The organism is Colwellia sp. 5_MG-2023 (genome assembly GCF_030547795.1).
In the GTDB taxonomy this organism is placed as follows: domain Bacteria; phylum Pseudomonadota; class Gammaproteobacteria; order Enterobacterales; family Alteromonadaceae; genus Colwellia.
In genome coordinates this window covers 1-23,574 of sequence record NZ_JAUOPW010000006.1, presented here as the reverse complement: position 1 = coordinate 23,574, position 23,574 = coordinate 1, and the positions used below count along the sequence as shown (strand labels likewise).

Sequence of the window (23,574 nt, the reverse complement as noted above, 5' to 3'; positions counted from 1 at the left end):
AGTTTTACCCCTGTAATAAAAATGTCACATAAGTGTCATATACTCTGCGAAGCTAAAATAAATTAAGCGTATATAGGTCGATTTCACTGTATTATGTCAACTTGATTAAGTTATTCTCCACTCAAATTTAATCAAATTGGTAGTGTAGGAAAGTTTAACTTAGTTAAATAAATACGGTATGATCAACATTAATTGATTTACAACGAAAATAATAACTGGAAAATATCATGGCCAGCAATTCTATATTGGGTGTTTTTGCAAAGTCCCCAATTAAACCATTAGTAAAACATATCAAATTGGTTGTTAAATGTAGCAATCAACTTATTCCATTTTTTAACGCTTGTAGCGAACAAAACTGGAGTGAAGCAGCCAAGGTTCGTCGCAAGTTATCTAAATTAGAGCAAGATGCTGACGTATTGAAACGACAATTACGATTAGAGCTGCCAGGTGGTTTATTTATGCCGGTAGATCGAGCTGATTTGCTTGAGCTACTTAGTCAGCAAGATAAAATAGCGAATAAAGCTAAAGATATTTCGGGGCGTATTCTCGGTAGAAAGTTAGAGATTCCTGAAAGTTTGCACACACAATTTGATGCTTATTTAGCACGCTGTATTGAAGCAACTGAAAAAGCAGCTGAAGCGATTAGTGAATTAGATGATTTATTAGAAACTGGCTTTCGTGGACGCGAAGTAGAGTTAGTTGAAAAAATGATAAATCAACTAGACGAAATTGAAAAAGATACTGACAACATGCAAATCGTGTTGCGTAAAGATTTACTTGCTTTAGAAAGTGAGTTAAATCCCGTTGATGTAATATTTTTATATCAAATTTTTGATTGGGTTGGTGATTTAGCTGATCTTGCTGAACGTGTAGGCGCACGTTTAGAAATTCTTTTAGCTAGAAAATAGGGTTTAACCGATGGAAATTATACAAAATTCAGGCTCTATTTTAGTCATGATCGCCGCTATTGTTGGTTTGTTTATGGCGTGGGGTATCGGTGCTAACGACGTAGCAAATGCGATGGGTACCTCAGTTGGCTCAAAAGCGTTAACTATTAAGCAAGCAATTATTATTGCTATGGTCTTTGAATTTGCCGGTGCTTATTTAGCGGGTGGCGAAGTTACCTCAACGATTCGTAAAGGGATTATTGACGCTAGCTTTTTTATAGATTCACCTGAATTACTCGTCTTTGGGATGATTTCAGCGCTATTTGCTGCGGCAACTTGGTTACTTATTGCATCTGCTTTAGGTTGGCCTGTATCTACAACACATTCTATTGTTGGCGCTATTGTAGGTTTTGCTGCTATGGGCGTGAGTGTTGATGCTGTTACTTGGTCTAAAGTGCTTGGTATTGTAGGCAGTTGGGTAATAACCCCATTAATCTCTGGTGTTATCGCATTTATTATCTTTAACAGTGCTCAAAAGCTGATTTTTGATACAGATAAACCGTTGGTACAAGCTAAGCGTTGGGTACCAATGTATATGTTTTTTGCTGGTTTTGTTCTTGCGCTAGTGACAATTACCAAAGGTTTAAAACACTTAAATTTACATATAGATACGGGTGATGCCTTTATTTATGCTGGTATTACTTCTGTTGTTGTCGCTTTAATTGGTAAATATTTCATTAGTCGAATTAAGTTTGATGAATCTGCAGAGCTTAAAACACATTACGCCAATGTAGAGAAAGTATTTGCTGTATTAATGATTGTTACAGCTTGTTGTATGGCCTTTGCTCATGGTTCGAATGATGTTGCTAACGCTATTGGTCCATTAGCTGCGGTTGTTAGTATTGTTGATAATGACGGTGCAATTTCAGCTAAATCAGCAATAGCTTGGTGGATATTACCATTGGGTGGTTTTGGTATTGTTGCTGGCCTAGCTATCTTTGGTCATAAAGTTATTGCAACTATTGGTCAAGGCATTACGCATTTAACACCAAGTCGTGGCTTTGCTGCTGAATTAGCTGCAGCATGTACTGTCGTTATCGCTTCAGGAGCAGGTTTACCTATTTCGACTACTCAAACTTTAGTAGGTGCGGTATTAGGTGTTGGAATGGCACGTGGTATTGCAGCAATTAATTTAGGTGTAGTACGTAATATTGTTATTTCTTGGGTAATTACATTGCCTGTAGGCGCAGCATTATCCATTATATTCTTCTGGATGATGAAAGGGATATTTGCTTAATATCTTGAGTTAATCGATAGCTCAATAATAGTAATAAAAAAGCCGCATTTATTGATGCGGCTTTTTTTGTGGTTTGTAGATGATAATCTAATATAATACCAAATGGGGAAAAGTCAGATTATGTTTACTAGCTACGTTCAGTAACTTCAAGTAAATGATATCCAAATTGAGTTTTTACAGGACCTTGAACTTCATTAAGTGGAGCAGAAAAGACCACTTTGTCAAACTCAGGAACCATTTGTCCTGGACCAAAAGTTCCTAAGCTGCCACCTTGTGCTTTAGATGGGCAATTTGAGTGCTCTTGTGCTACTTCTGCAAAATCCTTTCCATTTTCAATATCGGCTTTTAATGCTAAACATTGTTCTTCGGTATCAACCAATAAATGACGTGCTGCTGCTTGAGACATGCTTTTTCCTATTTATAACTATAGTGAGAATTAATTTCACTAACAATAACGTATCTAGTCATAGATTTAAAGCGGGTGTATCGATTTATTCTTGTGTCAAATTAGAGCGGCTGACACCTGCTTTATTTAATTAGAGAGCTTGCTGTGTGCAGAAAAAATAGAGCAAGGAAAGTTAATACATTAAAGCAATAATGGATTAATATAATTTAGCGCAATATCATCTCACTGCATTTCGTTAAGTATAAGAGGAGAGTAATTTATTGATTATTGAAATTGGTATAATATAAAGCCAAGGCTTAAATCATATAATCGTTGTCTATGGAAAATAATATCTTCAATAATAAGTTGCCTAATCTTAAACATTTAAATTACTTACTGGCACTTGATAAACACAAACACTTTAATAAAGCTGCTCAAGCTTCATTTGTGAGTCAATCAACCCTAAGCAGTGCTATTTTAAAGTTAGAAGAGCAACTTTCATGTCAATTATTAGAGCGCGATCATAAGAGCTTTGTGTTTACTAGCCATGGTAAGCAAGTCGTTTTACTTGCAAAGCAATTATTATTAAATGCTAATGAATTTGTTACTTTTGCTAAGCAACAAGAAAGCCAAAACGAAGGGAGCATCCGAATAGGTTGTATACCGACGATAGCCCCTTTCTTATTGACAGATTTAGTTTTGTTGTGTCAACAGCAATTGCCAAAACTTGAGCTTTATTTGTGTGAAGATACGACTGATAACTTAATGGTACAGCTAGAGCAAGGAGAGATTGATTGTGCTATTTTAGCTTTTCCTATGCCCAAGCATAACTTTTCAATGCGAATATTAGGTAGAGATAAATTCTATATTGCAGGTGAAAAAAATCTGGTGGCTAGTATGTTAAATTCTCGAAATTACGATAGTTTGCCCCAAAAGAGTATATTTTTACTAAAAAAAGAACATTGTTTAACAGAGCATACCGTTGCCGCCTGTCAACTAGCTGATTACAGTCGCATTAACAGTTTTTCAGCGTCAAGCTTAGCAACTTTGGTTCAGATGACGGTTTTTCATCATGGCATAACATTTCTCCCTCAAATGGCGGTAGAAAAAGGCGTTGGTAAATTAGAAGGATTAACTATAAAACCAATAGAAGATGATGTTTATCGAGAAATAGGCATGATATGGCGAAAAGCAAGTATGAGAGAACAGTCTTTCTTGGCTTTAGGCGAGTTAATATCTGACTTACTTAATAAGTGAGTAGCAATATCATGTAATACTCATTATCTATTTAGTTTTGAATGGTAGTAGCTTGAGTATTGTGTAGATAAGTAAGTCAGAAGGTGTTTATTTTAAGTAGACTATTCTTAAGTCGACAGTTTTAAGTCAATTATTTGAAAGATGAAATAAATTGTTGTAGCTTTTCATTAAAAATCATCGTCATTTCAAAGAACTCGTTGTTCTTATATTTACTATTGTTTGATGATAAAGCTATATTCTCGTTAACCGTTCGAGTCGATAATGAAGGTTTTAATACCATAGACTCTGACGTTGATGAAGATTGAATATAAAGCGTATTGACTTGTATTAAATTGCTTTTGGCAAATGTTGACCATGAAATTATTGTGATTGAAACAATCAATAATAGTGAAAATAATGTTTTCATATAGTTCTCCCGCCAATTTAGAAATTTAAAGATACATTATAACTATATTTTTTTACAAAGGTAAATACTATATTAATAAGGTAAGCGGTATATTTAGTAGGATAAAGTGTTTTAATCGCTAAGATCAGAATATTTATGCTACTTCGTTCCTATTAATTCGTGTCGTATTGTTGATATCGATAATAGCCAGAGTTTTACTTCTGGCTATTATTACTTAACGCATTAACAAATTAACTACTTCATACTTGCCTTCTTATCTAACCTAAACTGGTGTAATAATGGCTCAGTGTAACCGCTTGGTTGTTCAGCACCTTGGAAAACGAGTGCTGAAGCTGCTTTAAAAGCAATACTATTTGTAAAGTCAGTACTCATTGACTGATAGCTTGGATCCCCTGCATTTTGACTATCAACAATCTTTGCCATTTTTTCTAAGCTTGCTTGTACTTGTTCTGGCGTGCAAATTTTGTGGTAAAGCCAGTTAGCGATATGTTGACTAGAGATACGTAACGTTGCTCTGTCTTCCATTAAACCAACGTCATTAATATCTGGTACTTTAGAGCAGCCAATACCTTGGTCTATCCAACGCACTACATAACCTAATATGCCTTGGGCATTATTATCTAGCTCTTCAGTAATCTCATCAATGCTCCAGTTAGTATCTTGTGCTAATGGAATTGTTAAAATGTCATCTAAATTAGCACTTTCACGTTGCATTAAATCTTTTTGTAGCGAGAATACATCTATACGGTGGTAATGTAGTGCATGTAATGTAGCTGCTGTTGGTGAAGGCACCCAAGCAGTATTTGCACCAGCTTCTACATGGTTAATCTTAGTGGCAACCATATTAGCCATTTGATCAGGTATTGGCCACATACCTTTACCTATTTGAGCTTTTTGGCTAAAACCACAGGCTAACCCAACATCTACATTATTATTCTCATAAGCGCCTATCCAGGGTGTTAATTTTATATCGGCTTTACGTGCCATAGGACCTGCAGCCATAGATGTGTGAATTTCATCACCTGTTCTATCTAAAAATCCAGTGTTGATAAATACCACTCGTTCTTTAGCTGCATGGATACAGTTTTTTAAATTGACACTTGTACGTCTTTCTTCATCCATAATACCCATTTTTATGGTATTTGGCGGTAATAATAGAGCTTTTTCTACACGAGAAAATAATGTATTGGCAAATTGTACTTCTTCAGGACCGTGCATCTTAGGCTTAACTATGTAAATAGAGCCTTCATTACTATTACTTAATGAGCCATTACCTTTAATGTCATGTAAAGCGATTAATGACGTAATCATAGCATCTAAGATACCTTCAGGTACTTCATTACCTTGTGCATCTATAATGGCGTTATTTGTCATTAAATGCCCAACATTACGTACAAACATTAAGCTACGCCCTTTAAGTGTGATTGTATCACCCGATAGCGATTGATATTGTCTATCGCTATTCATTTTTCGTGTAAATGATTGACCACCTTTAGTAATGTTTTCCGTTAAATTGCCCTTCATTAAACCAAGCCAATTTCGATAAGCAATGACTTTATCTTCGCCATCTACTGCTGCAACTGAGTCTTCACAATCCATAATTGTTGTTAAGGCTGACTCAATAATCACGTCGCTTAATGTTGAAGGATCTGCTTTACCGATTTCACTGTTAGCATCAAAAACTAACTCAAGGTGTAAGTTATTATGCTTAAATACTAAGGTACTTGGTTTACTGATACTGCCAGTAAAGCCAATAAATGCATCATTATTTTGTAATGAGCTTTGTTGACCATTACTTAAGCTAACCATTAATTGTTGTTCATTTAAGTGGTAAGCAACGACATCTTTATGGCTGCCATCAATTAGCGGAATTGCTTGATCTAAGAAATCTTTAGCGTAACTAATTACTTTAGCGCCGCGAACAGGGTTATATGCCCCCGCTTTTTCTGCGCCATTATCGTTACTAATTACATCGGTACCATATAAAGCATCATATAAGCTGCCCCAACGTGCATTTACTGCATTTAAAGCAAAACGAGCATTCATTATTGGTACAACAAGTTGTGGCCCTGCAATTGTAGCAAGCTCAGCATCAACATTTTCTGTAGTGATCGAAAAATCTTCAACAACAGGAGCTAAATAACCAATGTCAGTTAAAAACTGTTTGTAATTTACAAAGTTAAATTTTTCGCCAACGTTATCTTGATGCCAACGGTCAATTTTTTCTTGTAATGCTTCACGCTTAACCAGTAATTTTTTATTGTCACCAGACAAGTCATTAATAATTTGAGCAAAATCTTGCCAAAACTGTGTTGAAGATACTCCTGTATCTGGTAAAGCTTCATGTTCAATAAAATCAAATAATTCTTGATTTATTGTTAAGCCTGATAATTTTACGTTTTGAGTCATGTTTTCCTCGCTTATTCTGGTGACATTTAATCTGTTTAGGTGGTGTTAGTAACATTGAGTTTAATCACTCTATCCTATTGTTAATAGCATGGACTAGCAAACACAGTGTTATTATAACTATTATTCATTTTGTGAATGTATTTTTATTTATTTTTCAAATCTATTTATAGTGATTTTTACATTTAAAAAAGTGGTAACAATAAAGGAACCATTATCGGTATTATTAAGGCGGTTAATAATGCAGATATGATTAATGCTACTGAGCTATATGCACCTTGATTAAGGTTGTTTTTTGAGAGAATAATACTGCCAATAACATGACTACCAGTACCAATAGCCAGCCCTATAGCAATATCGCTTCGTATGTTAATAAATTTTAGCCAAATAGGACCTAAAATAGCACCTGAGAAACCTGCGATCATAATAGCAAAAGCGGTGATAGAGCTATCACCTTGCAAGCGCTCTGTTAAGGTTATCCCTATGGGAGTAGTTACTGATTTTAATGATAGCGCAATAGCAATTTCAGTTTGATGAATTAATAACATAGTTAAGGAAAAGCTAATAATCATCACAATACATATACCTAATGCAAGTATTGCAATGAGCTCTTTCCAATAGCGTTTTATATGCTGAAGTTGCTGATATAAAGGGAAGCCTAAGGCAACAGTGGCAGGCTCTAATAAAGCGTTTAGTACTTGTGTGGAATCACGATAGCTAGGGTAATCAATATTATTAACTAGTAAGTAAGGTATGATGACAATAGTAGAGAATAGCATTGGATTTAACCAAATTAATTGCCATTTTTGTTGAGCCCAAGAAATACTTTGATAAAGTGCTAACGTCATCAAGGTAAGTATTAATGCATCGATTAGATTTATGTTGTCAAATGACATATTAATAATCCTTTACATCTGCAGCTGGTTTTGATTTTGTTGTTAAATATTTTTCAACTAAAATACCAACGAAGCTTATTAATATAAAGGTAGTCACAAGAATTATTGCGACTATCGAGTAGCCATGTTTTTGAAATAATTCAAAATGATTAATTATCCCAACAGCTGCAGGAATAAAACATATACCCATATGCTTTATTCCCCACTGATTGGCTTGCTGAACTTTATCTGGGTTAAACCAACCTAACTGTAATAGTATGCAATAGAGTACCATACCATATAAACTTGCTGGTAAACCGCCAATAACACTGTAAAGCATTCTGCCAGATATTAAGCAAATACTAATAGCTATAATGGTATAAATAATATTTTTCATTCTAACTCAGTTAATTAGAAAACTGCTGGGGAGTATATTCCAACATTATTAAGTTCATTATTAACTTAGAGCTGGCTAAATAAGCAAGCTCTAAGTTAATTAATAGATTAGTGTTACATTTGTACTAATCTTGCGGCTTCTATGACTAAATGTCTGAACCACACATGGCTTGCATCATGATGAAGTAAAGGGCTCCATATCATTTTTAATTCCATATCTGGTATTTCAAACGGCGGTTTAACAATAATATAATTAGCATCGCTTTTATGTAACATAGCCGCTTTTGTTGGTAAGGTAGCAATCAGGTTATCTTCAAAAGCAAGTTGCATTGCAACATGATAGTTTCGAGTGAATACCTTTATATCACGCTTTTTACCCAATCTTGCTAGTGATTCATCAACCCAACCCAATTTTTGTACGTCGTTTGGATTCATTCCAACCCCAACACCAAAACCTGTTTTTGATACCCAAACATGTTTGGCCGCTAAGTAAGAGTTTAAGTTGAATTTACTAACTATTGGGTTTTCGGCACTGACTAAGCAAGAGAAGGAATCACGCCATATCGACTTTTGATGAAAAGACTGAGGTAGTTCATCGAAACGGTTTATTGCCATATCAATTTTACCTGCTTCAACATCGTGAAAGGTAACATCACTAGGTGTCATAATATCAATAGTGACATTAGGTGCTACTTTATTAAGAAGCTTTAGCAATTTAGGTAATAGAGTAGAGGCTGCATAGTCACTGGCCATGATACGAAATACACGGGTACTATGCTGTTCATTAAACTCTTCTTCGCCTTGTAACGTTTTTTCTAATTCAAGTAATATCTTTCTAATCGCTGGCGCTAGCGCTCTTGCTCTTTCAGTTGGAGACATTCCATCAGAAGTACGTACTAGTATAGGATCATTGAATAGCGTTCTTAACCTTTTTAAGCCGTTACTCATTGCAGGTTGAGTAATATTAAGCTGACCGGCAGCGCGAGTTACATTCTTTTCTCTAAGTAGTACGTCTAAATAAATTAGTAAGTTTAAATCAATTTTAGAAATATTCATCAGTTTGATAGCTCTCTCGTGATTCATAATTTAAATGAATATAAGCTAATTTTTGGTCTTGTTCAATAATAAATCGTGATTATTTCATATAAAAGTCATAAAAATTAATATTCAATAAGCTTTAATTCATTGTATTTTATTGGTTTAATTTTATTGATGTAGAATTTGAATGTTGTATTTTTTGTGTGAATGGTGGTAATAGTGATTATATATTTCATAAATAGTGGATGGTTGGTTATTATTTTTGTTGTCCGGTGTGGTTGCTTTCATAGCAAGTTACACTAACCTAATTTTAGTTATATAACTTAGATTCATGTAAATAAGACCATTGGAGAATATTATGTCTAATTATCAAAGTGCAATTGAAGCAGTTAAAGCAATAAAAGAAAAAGCAGGTTCATCTTGGGATCCTATTAATCCTGAATCAGTAGCTCGTATGAGAACACAAAACAGATTTAAAACTGGTTTAGAGATTGCTCAGTATACTGCAGATATCATGCGTGCTGATATGGCTGCATTTGATGCAGACAAGACTAAATACACACAATCATTAGGTTGCTGGCATGGTTTTGTTGGTCAACAAAAAATGATTTCTATCAAGAAACATTTTGATGGCAAAACAGATCGTCGTTATTTATACCTTTCTGGTTGGATGGTTGCTGCACTTCGTAGTGAATTTGGTCCGCTTCCAGATCAATCTATGCATGAAAAAACGTCAGTAGCTTCTTTAGTTGAAGAGCTTTATACATTCTTACGTCAAGCTGATGCTCGTGAATTAGGTGGTCTTTTCCGTGAGTTAGATGCAGCAACATCAGAAAGTGAAAAAGCAGCTATTCAAGACAAAATTGATAACCATGTAACACATGTTGTACCAATTGTTGCTGATATTGATGCTGGTTTTGGTAATGCGGAAGCGACTTATTTAATGGCTAAGCAAATGATTGAAGCTGGCGCTTGTGCACTTCAAATTGAGAACCAAGTAGCGGATGAAAAGCAATGTGGTCACCAAGATGGTAAAGTTACTGTACCTCATGCTGACTTCCACGCGAAAATTCGTGCCTTACGTCATGCTTTCTTAGAGCTAGGTATCGATAACGGTATAATCGTTGCTCGTACTGACTCAGAAGGTGCGGGTCTTACTAAAGAAATTGCTGTTGTTAAAGAGCCAGGTGATTCAGGTGATATTTATAACTCTTTCTTAGATGTTGAAGAAATCGATGTAGCTGATATGGCTGAAGGTGATGTTTGCTTTAACCGTGATGGTAAATTAGTTCGACCTAAGCGTTTACCTTCTGGTTTATATCAATTCCGTCCTGGTACAGGCCATGAACGTTGTGTATTCGATTGTATTGGTGCACTTAATGCAGGTGCTGATTTACTTTGGATTGAAACGGCAGTACCTACTGTACACGAAATTGCGGGAATGATGGATGACGTTCGTAAAGTTCATCCAGATGCGAAACTTGTATATAATAACTCGCCATCTTTTAACTGGACGCTTAACTTCCGTCAACAGACTTACGATACAATGGTTGAAGAAGGTAAAGACGTTTCTGCTTATGATCGTGCTAACTTAATGAGTGCGGAATATGATAATACTGAACTATCAGCTATCGCTGATGAACGTACTCGTACTTTCCAAGCTGATACAGCACGTGAAGCGAATGTTTTCCATCACTTAATCACGCTACCTACTTACCATACAACGGCATTATCTGTAGATAACTTAGCCAAAGAGTACTTCGGTGAGCAAGGTATGCTAGGTTATGTTAAAAACGTTCAACGTGAAGAGATTCGCCAAGGTATTGCCTGTGTTAAACATCAAAACATGTCTGGTTCTGATATGGGTGATGACCATAAAGAATACTTTGCTGGTGAGAATGCACTTAAAGCCGGTGGTGCGAAAAATACATCTAACCAATTTAACTAATCACTAATATGTTAATTCTAAAAAAGCGATCTTCGGGTCGTTTTTTTGTGCCTGTAATTTAGGTACTGCCATGATAGCAGGCGTAATACTAGGATATTGTCTGGTGATTGCTGATAATACCAGTTTCATTAATTAAGTGAACAATTTTACACGTAGAAAAAATGGCCAAGTACAAAGCGTTTATTTCAATAACTAGTTGTTATAATTACTAAAAAAACCTATTAGTTGTTTATAGTTAAACTGATTAACTTATTCATACGTATTTATGAAAAGGATAGAGCGGGAGAGGGGATATGAGAATTTTAACGAGTTAATATTATACAGTTACTATTGTTTGATTCTGTAAACAATAGTAACTGTAGTAATGAAGTGTTAACTTACTAAAACCATATAGTGGTTAGAAGTTGTAAATTAACGTCATTGATGTTTCAGTGTTCGTTTTTTCAAACTCAGGTTGAACTTCACTGTCATAATCAACGCGAATAGCAAATTTCAACTGTAGTGCATCAATTAGCTGAGCAGTAATAGAGCTTTCAGATTTATAAACACTATTTTCACCCGATTCTGTTGCTTGTCTAGCAACAAAATATTGCTTAAATTGAACATGTTCATTGAATTTATGTGTGTAAAGCGCTTGTGCTTGAATAATAAAGTTAGTGTTGCTCTCTGAGGCTTGTGTATCTGTTGCACGAGTTACATCATATTTTATACCTGGACCAATATCAGCAAAAAATGATGAGGTTTTGTTTTCAAACCAATGACGACCCCAACCAGCAGAAAAAGAGCCTTGTGACTCATAACCACTAAATTTATCTTGTTGATATGCAAGGTTTCCGTAAAGGTAGTTTTTACCTTCTTCACCAATGGTGTAATTAGTTTGACCTAAAACATCCCATTTATTATCAGTAGTTTCAAATTCTTCATTACCTTCATCATCTTCTGTTTCAATTTTTTTAGCTAGAATATTGAAGGCAAGTGTAGAGCGCCATTTATCTTGCTCGTAACCAAGGTTAAAAGCGGCTTTAACATCAGCGCTTTTAGTATTACCTGTTTTATATAAAAAACCTAATTCAGCTGATGCTGTATAAGGTGATTTTGCTTCAGCTGCATCTTCTGCCGCTGCTGTGTATGACAGTAGTGGTAATATACATAGGGTTGAAAGTGCTAATTTATGATTCATTGCTGTTTCCTTTTCAAAGTTGAGTCATTCTTGCGGATATAAAAACCGCTTTTAATTATGTGTTAATTTGTTTGATTTTTTATAATATTAAAAACTATAGACGAGTGTGGCAGCTGTTTGAGTATCAAAATTCTTTTGCTCTTCATCTACCTTGGTGTTGTAGCCTAAGGTAACTGTGAATTTTAATTGCAGCGTAGAAATTAGTTTTGTTGTGATTATTGTCTCTGACTTATAAATACTGTTTTCATCGGTATCAAGTGCTTGTTTAGCACTTAAATATTCTTTAAATTCAATATGATCGCCAATTTTTCTTATATATAACGCTTGAAGTTGAACGATAAAAGTATCTGCCGTTAATTGCTCATCGGTATCAGTTTCTTTGTATAAATCGCGTTTATAGCCAGGGCCTATATCTCCCCAAAGAGAAGCCTCGTTACTTCTATACCAGTGACGTCCCCAGCCAGTTGATATCGAGCTTTGATAATCAAAGCTACTGAATTCATTCTCTTCATACCAAATGTTGCCATAGACATAATTTTGTTCTTTATTATCTAAGTTATAGTTTGTTTGTGAAGATACAGTCCATTTGTGATCGGTCGTTTCAAAGTGTGTATCACCATCATCATAGACAACATCTGCCTTCTTTAATAATAAGTCGATATTTAATAAACTTAACCAGGCGCTTTTTTCAAAACGAAAATCTAAGCCTGTTTTTACATCACCACTATTAGTATTTCCCGTTTTGTAGAGGAAGCCAAGTTCAATTGAGCCAGTAAAAATTGGCGGCGTTCTAATGTTGGTAGTGGTATCAGGAGTTTCTAGACTAAATAAAATGTCAGCTGCTGTTGCACTTGATGTGTCAGGATTTGTTTTTTGAAAATTACTTCCTTGTGCATAAGTACTAACAGATAAATACAAAAATGATATCACAATGAGTAAACGAGGCATGTTAAGATCTTTTTTAGTTTGAAATATTATATCTAAGTCGTATGAAGCATCTTAGAACCAATTAAAAGTAGATTTATAAGCAAACATGTAGACGGGTATAACTGCGGCTAGAGCTAAATCAAAACTTTAAAAGAGTTCATTATAAAGCAGTTTTGATTATTTTAAAGTAGGATTTGATGTTTAATAGCAATTTGATTGAGTTTATTGTTAATAGGTTAGTCAATTAACGCTCTTGTCATCAGGTAAGTGATTTTTATAATAAGCATGATGTTTATGATTAACTATTTGAATAAATTAATTTTGTAGGTAAAAAAGGGCCAAAACCCTTTAAATAAATGATTTATTAGCCTAGAACCTCATTATTATAAATTCTAGGCTAATTTGTCTTACTTGATTATTGCGTTTAACTTACCAGCTTGGTATAAATCAAACATGCTATCAAGGCTGATAGGTTTTATTTTACTTGCATTACCGGCTGTATTAAATGCTTCATAACGAGCAACACAGATATCAGACATTGCTTTGGTTGTTTCGGCTAAAAATTTACGTGGATCAAATTCACTTGGGTTATGTGCTAAAAAGCGTCGAGTTGCGCCCGTTGAGGCTAATCGTAAATCAGTATCTATATTAACTTTACGTACGCCGTTTTTAATACCTTCTTGAATTTGTTCAACAGGTACGCCATAAGTTTCCGGAATATTACCGCCATATTCATTAATTATAGCTAACCATTCTTGTGGTACAGAAGATGAGCCATGCATTACTAAATGTGTATTAGGAATACGGGTATGAATAGCTTTGATGCGATCAATTGCTAGAATGTCACCTGTGGGTGGGCGAGTAAATTTGTATGCACCATGTGATGTACCGCAGGCGATAGCTAAAGCATCGACTTGCGTTTTTTGCACAAAATCAGCCGCTTCTTCAGGATCTGTTAACATTTGTTCAAGGGTTAACTTACCTACTGCACCAATGCCATCTTCTTCACCAGCTTCACCGGTTTCTAATGAACCTAAACAACCTAGTTCACCTTCAACAGAGACACCACAAGCATGTGCCATTTCAACAGTTCTACGTGTTACATCAATATTATATTCATAACTGCTTGGTGTTTTACCGTCATCCATTAAAGAGCCATCCATCATTACGGATGAAAAACCTAATTGAATAGAACGTTGGCAAACACTCGGCGATGTTCCATGATCTTGATGCATTACTACTGGAATATGAGGAAACTCTTCAATAGCAGCTAAAATTAAGTGTCGTAAAAAGGGGGCTCCAGCATATTTGCGTGCGCCTGCTGATCCTTGAAGAATTACAGGGCTATCCGTTTTGTCTGCTGCAATCATGATTGCGCGCACTTGCTCTAAATTATTTACATTAAACGCAGGAATGCCATAGTTGAATTCAGCTGCATGATCTAGCATTTGACGCATTGAAATTAAAGCCATTGATTACTCCTAATATTAGCCAATTAAATTTTTGAATGTGAAGGTGTTTTTTTTCTGTTTATGAATCATTATTTTTATAACAAACAGTGTTTATCAATAAATTATAACAGTATTTATACTGTTCAGGCAGTAAAAGTTGTTGTTTTGATGGTTTGACTGAAAATACGGGGTTGATGCTAGAAATTTACTAGAAAAGTAGTTGAAAAATAAGTGATATTAGCTGATTGTTATTAATAAGTATGAAAGTTAACCATACCGTTAGATAGGGTTAACTTACTTGGACTTATGAAGAGTTATATTAGGTTTTTGAAGCGTTATAAATACTTTCTATGGCGGTATTTAATATTGCTGTAAATTCTTCTTCTGATTGCTTAGCACTAAGGCCTTGCGTTAACGCACGAGAAAAGCTTGCGATCATTTTAGGATTAGCGGCAACTTTCTTATTGGCTTGTTCTCGATCATAACCACCTGATAATGCAACTACTTTAATGGTGTTTTTATGGTTAATACAGCTATCATAAAAATTGTCGGTGTTAGGTAATGTTAATTTGAGCATGACTTTTTTATCGTCAGGTAACTTATCTAGTTGGTTAAGTAATGCTGATTTAAGTAACGCTTCGGCTGATGATTTTTCAGGGCTGTTAATATCAATTTCAGGCTCTATTATTGGAGTTAGGCCTTTTGCTAATATTTGTTTTGCAATCTCAAACTGTTGGGCAACAACATCATTAATGCCTTGTTGGTTAGCTAATTTAATAACAGAGCGCATTTTTGTTCCAAACACCCCTTGAGAAACCGCTTTATCCAGTAATGAATCTAGCTCTGGCATGGCTTTCATTAACTGCACATCATTTTTCTCTTCACAAAGTCCTTTATCTACTTTTAGAAAAGGAACAACTTGTTTTTCTTCCCACAAGTATTGCGCTGAAGGCTTACCTGAAAACTCTCTATCTAACGTATTTTCGAATAATATAGCGCCCAAAATACGTGTTCCGGTAAAAGCAGGGTTAGTGACGATACGAGTGCGCATTTTATGCACTAAGTCATACATTTGTTCATCATTAGAGAATTCATTTTCCTCTATGCCGTATAAAGCTAAAGCTTTTGGTGTACTACCGCCACTTTGATCAAGCGCGGCGATAAATCCATGTTCTGTGATAACCTTTGTAAGCATTGATGCCATACTTGAAGCATTTAAAGCCATATAATTCTCCTTCAGGTTTGAGCTTCATTTTGCTTTAAGCTCTGTTAGTTGGGGTGCGTTAACTTACTCATTTTTTGTATAGACTGTTGAGTATAGTTGATTGTATTCATTCTTTAAAAATTAGGCTTAATTGTTAAAGAATGAATACAAGTAGCAAACTTCACTGTAAATAAACTGTGTGGAAGTTCGCTACTTGAAAATGTCTATTGCTCTTTAGCTCTTTGTTCTAGAATTTCTACAGCTGGTAATTTTTTGCCTTCTAAAAACTCTAAAAAGGCACCACCACCAGTAGAAATATAAGAAACTCTATCTTTAATATTATATTTATCTACAGCGGCTAATGTGTCACCGCCACCTGCAATTGAAAAAGCAAAGCTATCAGCTATCGCGTTAGAAATAACTTCTGTACCTTTAGCAAATGCATCAATTTCAAATACGCCAACAGGACCATTCCATAAAATAGTACCGGCTGTTTTTATTATTTCAGCAACTTTAGCTGAAGTTGCTGGGCCGTAATCGATAATATCATCTTGTGCATCAACGTCTGATGATGATTTTATTTCTGTTACTGAATCATGTTTCCAATCGCTAAAACCATCACGAGTAACGGTTACATCATCAGCAAATACAATTTCTGTTTGCTTACAAAGGCGTTGAGCCTCAGGAATTAAGTCAGGTTCATATAGTGATTTACCTACTTCTTTGCCCGCAGCAGCAACAAATGTATTTGAAATACCGCCACCAACAACTATTGTGTCGGCGATTTTCGATAACGCATCTAAGACAGTTAATTTAGTTGATACTTTTGAACCACCTACAATCGCAACCAATGGGCGAGCAGGGTTGTCAATAGCTTTAGCTAAGGCAGCTAATTCATTAACTAATAATGGACCTCCACAAGCAATAGGAGCATATTTAGCAACACCATGAGTACTTGCTTGCGCACGATGTGCTGTACCAAAAGCATCCATTACAAATACATCACAAAGGTTTGCTAATTGTTTAGCGAGAACGTCATCATTTTCTTTTTCGCCTTTATTAAAACGAACATTTTCAAAAATAACAAGTTCTCCTGATGCTACATCAACGCCTGATAAATAATCTTTTACCAAGCGCACAGGGTAGTTAATAGCACCAGCTAAATAGTCAGCAACAGGTTTAAGTGAGTATTCATCTTCAAACTCTCCTTCAGTAGGTCGGCCAAGGTGTGACATAACCATCACTTTAGCGCCTGCCTCTAAGGCCTGAATTATTGTTGGTAATGCGGCTTGTAAACGAGCATCAGAGGTAATTACTCCATCTTGAACCGGCACGTTCAAATCTTCACGTATTAAAACGCGTTTATCTGTAAGTTCCACATCTGCCATTTTGATAATTGTCATTTCTACTCCAAATAAATAATAATCTTGTTAACTAACACAAGTTAGTCGTTCTCTAATAAGTCTGTTGTTTTCAATGAAAATTCTGCAAGTAAATCGTGAATGAATCGATTTAATTCTCCTGCCATTAGTGAAAAGTCTGCGTCAAGCTTAGCAACAATATCATCGCTGTCGATATCGTCATTTTGTTCTTGAATCACGTCAAAAAACTTTATACGTTTAATAGATAAATCATCACAAAGTATAAATGATAATGATTCATCCCATTCAAGAGCCACTTTTACCATATATTTATCAGCATCTAAGTGAGACTTTATTTCGTCGCTGTCTAAATCTTGATTTTTTACTCTGATGACAGCACCATCGTCACCTAGTGCATTAAATTCAGCTTCCATACCTAATTGAAACTTAGGGCCTAAATCTTTTTTTACCAACCAATCTGTCATTGTTTCGTCAGCTTGGACGTCCGGCTCTAATGTAGTGACAGGTAGTGTGCCTAATACTTTACGGAGTAAGGCAAGTAAATCTTCTGCTTTACCGCGAGCACTTGCATTAATAACGATAATGTTATCTTTAGGGCTAATGTAGGCGTGAGTATCTGAAATACGAGAAAAAGCGCGAGGTAATAATTCGAAAACAATATCTTCTTTAAATTGTTCTTTTTCTTTTTTTGTTGCCCCGCGACCTTGCTCCTGCTCAAGCAAAGCGACTTTTTCTTCTATCATATCTTTGATCACAGGGGCAGGTAATATCTTTTCTTCTTTTCGTGCACATATTAAAAAATTTCCATTCGCACTATGTACACTGGTATCACCATGTTTTCCTAAGGCATTCACCCAGCCAAAGTGTGATACTTCTGTTGAGCCACAAGGAGTGAAAAGGTGTTCACTCAGGTGTTTTTCTAAATCTTCCTCTGAATGTTCAAATGGACGAGTAAAGGCGAAAAAATATAGGTTCTTAAACCACATAAAAGGATCCTAGCTTGGGTGCTCACCTAATGTATACGGAGTGAGGCTGATTTTTAAAAAAGCCATATTACCTGAAAAAAAGCAGTGGATCATTAGCATTCAATAAAACTTATGTCTAAGCAAGTTTAAAAATTATATTTTCACTGGCAGCTAAGTGAGGTAAGTGTCGGTTATGTACGCATATCTGGTATTTCTATATGGTAACTCAGGCCTTTATTTATTTCACTATGCGCGGTAATTGTGCCATTTAAGGTATCTGTTACTAAGTTTTTAATAATATGAGTTCCTAATCCTGTTCCGCCTTTATTCGATTTTGTTGTATAAAATGCATCAAATAATTTTTCCTTGGTTTCTTCGCTAAGGCCATGCCCATTATCTTTATAGTCAATTAGTAATTTATGATGATAATACTTCACATCAATAGTTATTTGTCCACGGTTGATTTGCTCAAAACCATGAATGATAGAGTTAATTATTAAGTTGATTAGTATTTGGGCAATAGCGCCAGGATGACTACATATGTCAATATTCTCATCACAATCTACTTTAATGGAATGACTCGTTTTCTTCAATTTAGGGTGTATAGATTGGATAATTTCATCAATATAATTAGAAACATTTATTAAACGAATTTTGTCTCTCGTTTGATCGGTAGCTATATGTTTAAAGCTTGTGACTAATTCAGAGGCTCTATGAAGGTTGTTATTTAATAGTTTGGTACTATTTAAAGCATTTTGGATAAAGCTTTCGATACTTTTTCTTGATATTTTGTTTTCATCTAGGCTCTGTTGTAAATGAGATATTTGCTCAGATAAGTAACTTGAAGAGGTAATACTAATACCAATAGGTGTGATTACTTCATGAGATATTTCGGCGGAAAGCTCACCAAGTGATGCCATTTTCTCCGCTTCTAATAATCTTTCTTTAGCTTTATTTAATTCCTTAATTGAATGAATTAAATCTTTATTCGTGGTTGTTAGTGTTTTTTCTGTTTTGCTGTGACGTAGGTTTTCTTCTTGTAAGGTTTTCTTTTGCTCTCGTAACTCTTTTTGCTGCACTTCCATTTTTAGCATAGTGCTGCTTAATGAAGATGTTTTTCTGGCAACTTCTTGTTCAAGTAAAAGATTGTTTTCGTCAATTTGTTCTTTAGCTTTATCTGTTTCTAATTGGGATTGTGCTAACTTCTCTTTGAATTCTACTAGTTCATTGATTAAATTGTTGTAGGCATCCTCAAGCACATTTAATTCATTTTTTTCATAATTCATTGAATGAAGTTTAGAGGCTTCAGGATCATCTAAGTCTATCTGGCTAATTTGTCGTGTTAACTCTTTCAGCGGCGTGGTTAATAGCTTATTAAAGGCCAAGGTGAATAGAAATACTAGAAATGCCGTTTTAACAATAGCATTACCAATAAGAAAATAGAGGCCAACTTCAATTCGGCTAAATATTACAGCGTTGCTAGATAATAAGGTAACACGGCCTACAGAGGTTGTTCGGCCAGAAAATTCGAACACAAGAGGAAATGAGTGACCAAATAAGCCTTCGGTAACCGAACTTATGCCTTCAGAGGCATCATCTAATGCCATATTACGAATACTGGATTTTTCAGGAGAAATAACTTCGCCTAATTGGGTAATTATATTGTTTGATTCATCAGTAACTGTAATCCCTTTAATCATAGGAATGGCAACAAGCCCTTCTGAAATATCAATAACTTGTTGATTGTTTAATTCCCAAACGGCTCGGGTCAAGCTACCACTAATGGTTTTCTCTAAGGTAAGCAGCTCACTATTGATATGATTTTTAGTGTTAAAATACTCGGCAATAATTTGAATGCCTGTAACACCCACTGTTAATATAAAGTAAAAGGAGAGCACTCTGGTTAGCAATTTTCGAGATAGGCTCTTAACTTTCATATAATTTTATTTCATTTGTTAGATTGTCATATTAATGACTTTAACGACTTTTATTGAAAGGATAAAGTTTTTTACATAAATATTATGAATTTGGTTGAAGTTACCGAGGTTATCTAAATTAGGTTAGTGAATTATCTTGTCATATTTTTGTAATATAAAGTGATTGTGGCCTTATAATGTCATATTATGTAATAAAAATGATAGATATATAGCCTAAAAAGACAGGAATCTTTTTTAGGCTGAAAAGGCATATAGATGAAATTAATAAGAAGTACCCTTGGCTTAATGTTGTGTTCAGTTGGTATCAGCTCGGCTTATGCCGCTAATGTTGATATTTATGGTCGAGCAAATGTCTCAGTACAATCTTCTGATGATGGTGAAGGCCGCTATAGCGAACTTAAAAGTAATGCTTCTCGTATAGGTTTTAAAGGTAGTCATGATTTGAATGACGACCTAGAAGTTGTCTATCAAGCTGAGTTTCAGATAGATATTGATGGTGATGCCGATGATACTTTTACTGCACGTAATCAGTTTATCGGTTTAAAAGGCTCTTTTGGTGAAGTGTTACTTGGTAAAAACGATTCTATATTGAAACAATCTCAAGGTAAAACTGATTTATTTAGTGACTTAAATGGTGATATTAAAACACTTTGGGCGGGTGAAAATCGTTTGAGTGATACTGTTACTTATAAGTCCCCTAAATTTAATGGTTTCCAATTAGGTGTAACCTATATGTTGGAGGATTCAGTAGATAGTGAAGACGCACTATCTATCGGAGCTTTTTATGGTGATAAAAACCTGAAAAAATCTCAGCTATATGCAGCAATCGCTTATGACGCTGAGGTTAAAGGTTTTGATACGTTCAGAGCGACGGTACAAACTAAAATTTCAGATGTTATTGTAGGGTTGGTAATTCAAAATCAAGAGGATATTGATACCGGTGCTGAAATGGATGGCGTGATGATTTCAGCTAAATATACTATTGGTGCTTCAACGCTTAAAGGTCAATATCAGATGGCTGATTATAAAGGGAGTGAGAAGAATTCTGGCCTAACTGCTGGCATTGATTATAAGCTAGCAAGTAATACGAAACTTTATGCTTTTTATACAAGGTTTGAGCTGAAAACTGAAAATCAGGATGCTGATTATTTAGGTGTGGGTATTCAATATGACTTTTAATGTCAACTTTATATAAGATTAGCGTTGTATTTTAGAGGGCGTGTGTAAGTTATCAGGGGGATATTCTTTTAGGGAGTCATGACCGTTTGATAAGATATTAACATTATGCATGAACAGTCATTAACGGATGGATATTTACAGTAGTTTTTCATAAAAAAGTCGCATTGCGGCTTTTTTTGTTTTTTAAGTGAGTATTTAAGTAGATAAAACGTACTAAGTGGTTACTTAAGGTAAGTAATTAAGTATTTCACTTAGTTTATTGTCACAAAAGTGTCATTTTTGTTGTGCATAATAGCAACATTGAAAATTACGTGACGTAAATATATTTTAAGGTATATGTATGAGTGGTTACATTTTAGTTGTTGAAGATGAAACTCCAATCAGGGAAATGATCACCTTTGTTTTAGAACAAAATGGTTTTAACTCGGTCGAAGCTGTTGATATAAAAGAAGCGAAAGAAAAAATTGTTGAGCCATACCCTGATCTAATTTTACTTGATTGGATGTTACCTGGCGGAAGTGGTGTCAAGTTAGCTAAAGAATTAAAACAAGGAGAATATAGTCGTAATATTCCTATTATCATGCTGACCGCTCGTGCTGATGAAGATGATAAAGTGAAAGGCCTTGATGCAGGTGTTGATGACTATGTTACTAAACCTTTTTCACCTAAAGAATTGATTGCCCGTATTAAAGCCGTAATTAGACGTGTGTCTCCGACATTACTAGCTGAAAAAGTAGAGTTTCATGGTTTAAAGTTAGATCCTGTATCTCATCATGTCACTATCAATGAAGATGCCTTAGATTTGGGACCAACAGAGTTTCGATTATTGCATTTCTTTATGACTCATACAGAACGTGTTTATTCACGCGAACAACTGCTGGATAATGTCTGGGGAACCAATGTTTATGTTGAAGATAGAACCGTTGATGTTCATATCCGACGTTTAAGAAAAGCTATTTCAGGCGCGGGCCATGAAGATTTTATTCAAACTGTCCGTGGTGCAGGTTACCGCTTTTCGGGTAAAACAGTCCAAAAGTCTAAAAACTAAATATTGTTGTCAAACAATATGATTAATAACCAACATAGCAAGTATAAATAATGCAAACTCATTTAAATATTGAAGATAAGTCAGACTTTCGTTTTCACTCAGGAATAGAGGCTTTACCTGATGCAGCGCTTATCTTATCTAACGATTTATTAATTGTTTCGGGTAATAAAAAGGCACAGCGTTTACTGGGTGTTAATTTTCCTGATGACATTGGTAAGCATATTGAGCAGTTACTTATTGATCCTGTATTGTCAGAATATTTATCCCAAGATAATTTTGAATCACCTTGTTTAATTACTTCACCTATTAATGATGAGCTACAACTTGAAATATCAGTAATGTCTTTTGGTGGGGAACGTGTTTTTTTAATGTCTCGTGCTATTGCTAAATATCACCGTATGAAAAAAATGCGACGCGAGTTTGTAGCTAATGTGTCTCATGAACTTAAAACGCCACTCACGGTTGTTCGTGGTTACGTTGAAATGATTCAGGAAACTGAATATGCGTTAGACTCCCATTGGCAAAAAGTATTTTGTACCATTGAGGGGCAGGTATCTCGAATGGAGCGCTTGGTTGAACAATTACTGAGTTTGTCTAAAGTAGAAAATAATCGTGATGATGATGCGATGAAGCCTGTTGATATGCCAAGCCTTATCGAAAATCTTGTTGAAGATGCAAAGTGGCTAAATCAAATAAAACAGCATGAAATTCGTACTAATATTACCCATGGTATCGGTATTTATGGTATTGAAACTGAATTGAAAAGTGCGTGTACCAATTTAATTTCTAATGCCATTGCTTATACTCAACCTCACGGCACTATTGAAATTAGTTGGCAAAAAAATGGCGATAAAATGATATTTAGCGTCAAAGATAATGGCGATGGTATTAAATCTGAACAATTAAATCGATTAACAGAACGTTTTTATCGTATTGATAAGTCTCGCTCTCGCGATACCGGAGGCTCAGGACTAGGGTTAGCAATAGTTAAACATGTATTACTTCACCATAAAGCTGAATTAGTGATTACCAGCAAATGGGGAGAGGGCAGCGAGTTCTCTATTTATTTTGATGAAAGTTCAACCCATTAGTTAGTTTAAATTTAAAGAGTAACAACTGCTTTTTAAAATACACCTTGTATATCCTGCTCAGGCGACTGAAGTCGCCCCTACAAACGCCCCTACAAAAACGTCCAACGAAAGAATTAATTATCATCACCGTAGGGGCGAATTTATTCGTCCGATAAAGAATAAACCCTACGAAGGAGTTGAATATAATTATCGTAGAGGCGAATTTATTCGCCTAATAATGAGAATAACATAATACAGCGTTATTGATGTGTATTGTGAACAGGCGACTGAAGTCGCCCCTACAAACGCCTCTACAAAAACGCCCATATAGAAAAC

Annotated in this window: 20 protein-coding genes; 7 read left to right on the top strand and 13 right to left on the bottom strand. The window is 35.2% G+C overall.

Going from position 1 to position 23,574, the window contains the following annotated elements; genetic code table 11:
- Positions 1 to 227 precede the first annotated feature (227 nt).
- Positions 228 to 908 carry a TIGR00153 family protein gene (locus tag Q4496_RS06565; protein ID WP_215971296.1) on the top strand — a complete coding sequence of 227 codons (681 nt, stop codon included), beginning with the start codon at positions 228 to 230 and terminating at the stop codon, positions 906 to 908.
- Between the two features lie 10 nt (positions 909 to 918).
- Positions 919 to 2,184, top strand: coding sequence for an inorganic phosphate transporter (locus tag Q4496_RS06560; RefSeq protein WP_215971295.1), 1,266 nt, complete (start codon positions 919 to 921; stop codon positions 2,182 to 2,184).
- A 127-nt stretch (positions 2,185 to 2,311) separates the two neighbouring features.
- On the opposite strand, the gene Q4496_RS06555 is transcribed toward Q4496_RS06560, so the two are convergent.
- On the bottom strand, positions 2,312 to 2,590 hold the full coding sequence (locus Q4496_RS06555) for a peptidylprolyl isomerase (RefSeq protein WP_215971294.1): 279 nt from the start codon (positions 2,588 to 2,590) through the stop codon (positions 2,312 to 2,314).
- Between the two features lie 318 nt (positions 2,591 to 2,908).
- Here Q4496_RS06555 and Q4496_RS06550 point away from each other — a divergent pair, with 318 nt between their 5' ends.
- On the top strand, positions 2,909 to 3,826 hold the full coding sequence (locus Q4496_RS06550; RefSeq protein ID WP_215971293.1) for a hydrogen peroxide-inducible genes activator: 918 nt from the start codon (positions 2,909 to 2,911) through the stop codon (positions 3,824 to 3,826).
- Between the two features lie 130 nt (positions 3,827 to 3,956).
- On the opposite strand, the gene Q4496_RS06545 is transcribed toward Q4496_RS06550, so the two are convergent.
- The 5 genes from Q4496_RS06545 to Q4496_RS06525 all read right to left on the bottom strand — a co-directional run bounded on the left by Q4496_RS06545 (position 3,957) and on the right by Q4496_RS06525 (position 8,965).
- Complete coding sequence (locus Q4496_RS06545; RefSeq protein ID WP_215971292.1) at positions 3,957 to 4,232, bottom strand: hypothetical protein; 276 nt, start codon at positions 4,230 to 4,232, stop codon at positions 3,957 to 3,959.
- A gap of 234 nt (positions 4,233 to 4,466) precedes the next feature.
- Positions 4,467 to 6,641, bottom strand: a complete 2,175-nt coding sequence (locus Q4496_RS06540; protein WP_215971291.1) for a malate synthase G — start codon at positions 6,639 to 6,641, stop codon at positions 4,467 to 4,469.
- Between the two features lie 182 nt (positions 6,642 to 6,823).
- The gene (locus tag Q4496_RS06535; RefSeq protein WP_303610117.1) at positions 6,824 to 7,534 is read right to left on the bottom strand and encodes an LrgB family protein; all 711 of its coding nucleotides are present in this window, start codon (positions 7,532 to 7,534) and stop codon (positions 6,824 to 6,826) included.
- A 1-nt stretch (position 7,535) separates the two neighbouring features.
- Positions 7,536 to 7,910 carry a CidA/LrgA family protein gene (locus tag Q4496_RS06530; protein WP_215971289.1) on the bottom strand — a complete coding sequence of 125 codons (375 nt, stop codon included), beginning with the start codon at positions 7,908 to 7,910 and terminating at the stop codon, positions 7,536 to 7,538.
- Between the two features lie 113 nt (positions 7,911 to 8,023).
- A complete protein-coding gene (locus Q4496_RS06525) occupies positions 8,024 to 8,965 on the bottom strand; it encodes a LysR family transcriptional regulator (protein WP_215971288.1) in 942 nt (313 codons plus the stop codon).
- Between the two features lie 340 nt (positions 8,966 to 9,305).
- On the opposite strand from Q4496_RS06525, the gene Q4496_RS06520 reads away from it, so the two are divergent.
- The gene (locus tag Q4496_RS06520; RefSeq protein WP_215971287.1) at positions 9,306 to 10,895 is read left to right on the top strand and encodes an isocitrate lyase; all 1,590 of its coding nucleotides are present in this window, start codon (positions 9,306 to 9,308) and stop codon (positions 10,893 to 10,895) included.
- Between the two features lie 397 nt (positions 10,896 to 11,292).
- Here the strand turns inward: Q4496_RS06520 and Q4496_RS06515 are convergent, their stop codons facing one another.
- The 7 genes from Q4496_RS06515 to Q4496_RS06485 all read right to left on the bottom strand — a co-directional run bounded on the left by Q4496_RS06515 (position 11,293) and on the right by Q4496_RS06485 (position 19,941).
- Complete coding sequence (locus Q4496_RS06515) at positions 11,293 to 12,075, bottom strand: YdiY family protein (RefSeq protein WP_215971286.1); 783 nt, start codon at positions 12,073 to 12,075, stop codon at positions 11,293 to 11,295.
- 87 nt (positions 12,076 to 12,162) lie between these two features.
- Entirely contained in the window at positions 12,163 to 13,023 is an 861-nt protein-coding gene (locus tag Q4496_RS06510; protein WP_215971285.1) for a YdiY family protein, read from the bottom strand.
- Between the two features lie 386 nt (positions 13,024 to 13,409).
- On the bottom strand, positions 13,410 to 14,474 hold the full coding sequence (gene fba / locus Q4496_RS06505; protein ID WP_215971284.1) for a class II fructose-bisphosphate aldolase: 1,065 nt from the start codon (positions 14,472 to 14,474) through the stop codon (positions 13,410 to 13,412).
- Positions 14,475 to 14,772: 298 nt separating this feature from the next.
- Positions 14,773 to 15,678, bottom strand: a complete 906-nt coding sequence (locus tag Q4496_RS06500) for a fructose bisphosphate aldolase (protein ID WP_252727308.1) — start codon at positions 15,676 to 15,678, stop codon at positions 14,773 to 14,775.
- A gap of 203 nt (positions 15,679 to 15,881) precedes the next feature.
- Entirely contained in the window at positions 15,882 to 17,060 is a 1,179-nt protein-coding gene (locus Q4496_RS06495; protein WP_303610116.1) for a phosphoglycerate kinase, read from the bottom strand.
- Positions 17,061 to 17,101: 41 nt separating this feature from the next.
- The gene (rdgC, locus tag Q4496_RS06490) at positions 17,102 to 18,025 is read right to left on the bottom strand and encodes a recombination-associated protein RdgC (RefSeq protein WP_215971282.1); all 924 of its coding nucleotides are present in this window, start codon (positions 18,023 to 18,025) and stop codon (positions 17,102 to 17,104) included.
- Between the two features lie 170 nt (positions 18,026 to 18,195).
- Positions 18,196 to 19,941, bottom strand: coding sequence for a HAMP domain-containing sensor histidine kinase (locus Q4496_RS06485; RefSeq protein ID WP_215971281.1), 1,746 nt, complete (start codon positions 19,939 to 19,941; stop codon positions 18,196 to 18,198).
- A 255-nt stretch (positions 19,942 to 20,196) separates the two neighbouring features.
- On the opposite strand from Q4496_RS06485, the gene Q4496_RS06480 reads away from it, so the two are divergent.
- The 3 genes from Q4496_RS06480 to phoR all read left to right on the top strand — a co-directional run bounded on the left by Q4496_RS06480 (position 20,197) and on the right by phoR (position 23,259).
- Complete coding sequence (locus Q4496_RS06480) at positions 20,197 to 21,120, top strand: porin (protein WP_215971280.1); 924 nt, start codon at positions 20,197 to 20,199, stop codon at positions 21,118 to 21,120.
- A gap of 340 nt (positions 21,121 to 21,460) precedes the next feature.
- Entirely contained in the window at positions 21,461 to 22,168 is a 708-nt protein-coding gene (phoB, locus tag Q4496_RS06475) for a phosphate regulon transcriptional regulator PhoB (protein ID WP_215971279.1), read from the top strand.
- A 50-nt stretch (positions 22,169 to 22,218) separates the two neighbouring features.
- Positions 22,219 to 23,259: a phosphate regulon sensor histidine kinase PhoR gene (gene phoR / locus Q4496_RS06470; protein ID WP_215971278.1), complete on the top strand. Its 1,041-nt coding sequence runs from the start codon at positions 22,219 to 22,221 to the stop codon at positions 23,257 to 23,259.
- Positions 23,260 to 23,574: the final 315 nt, after the last annotated feature.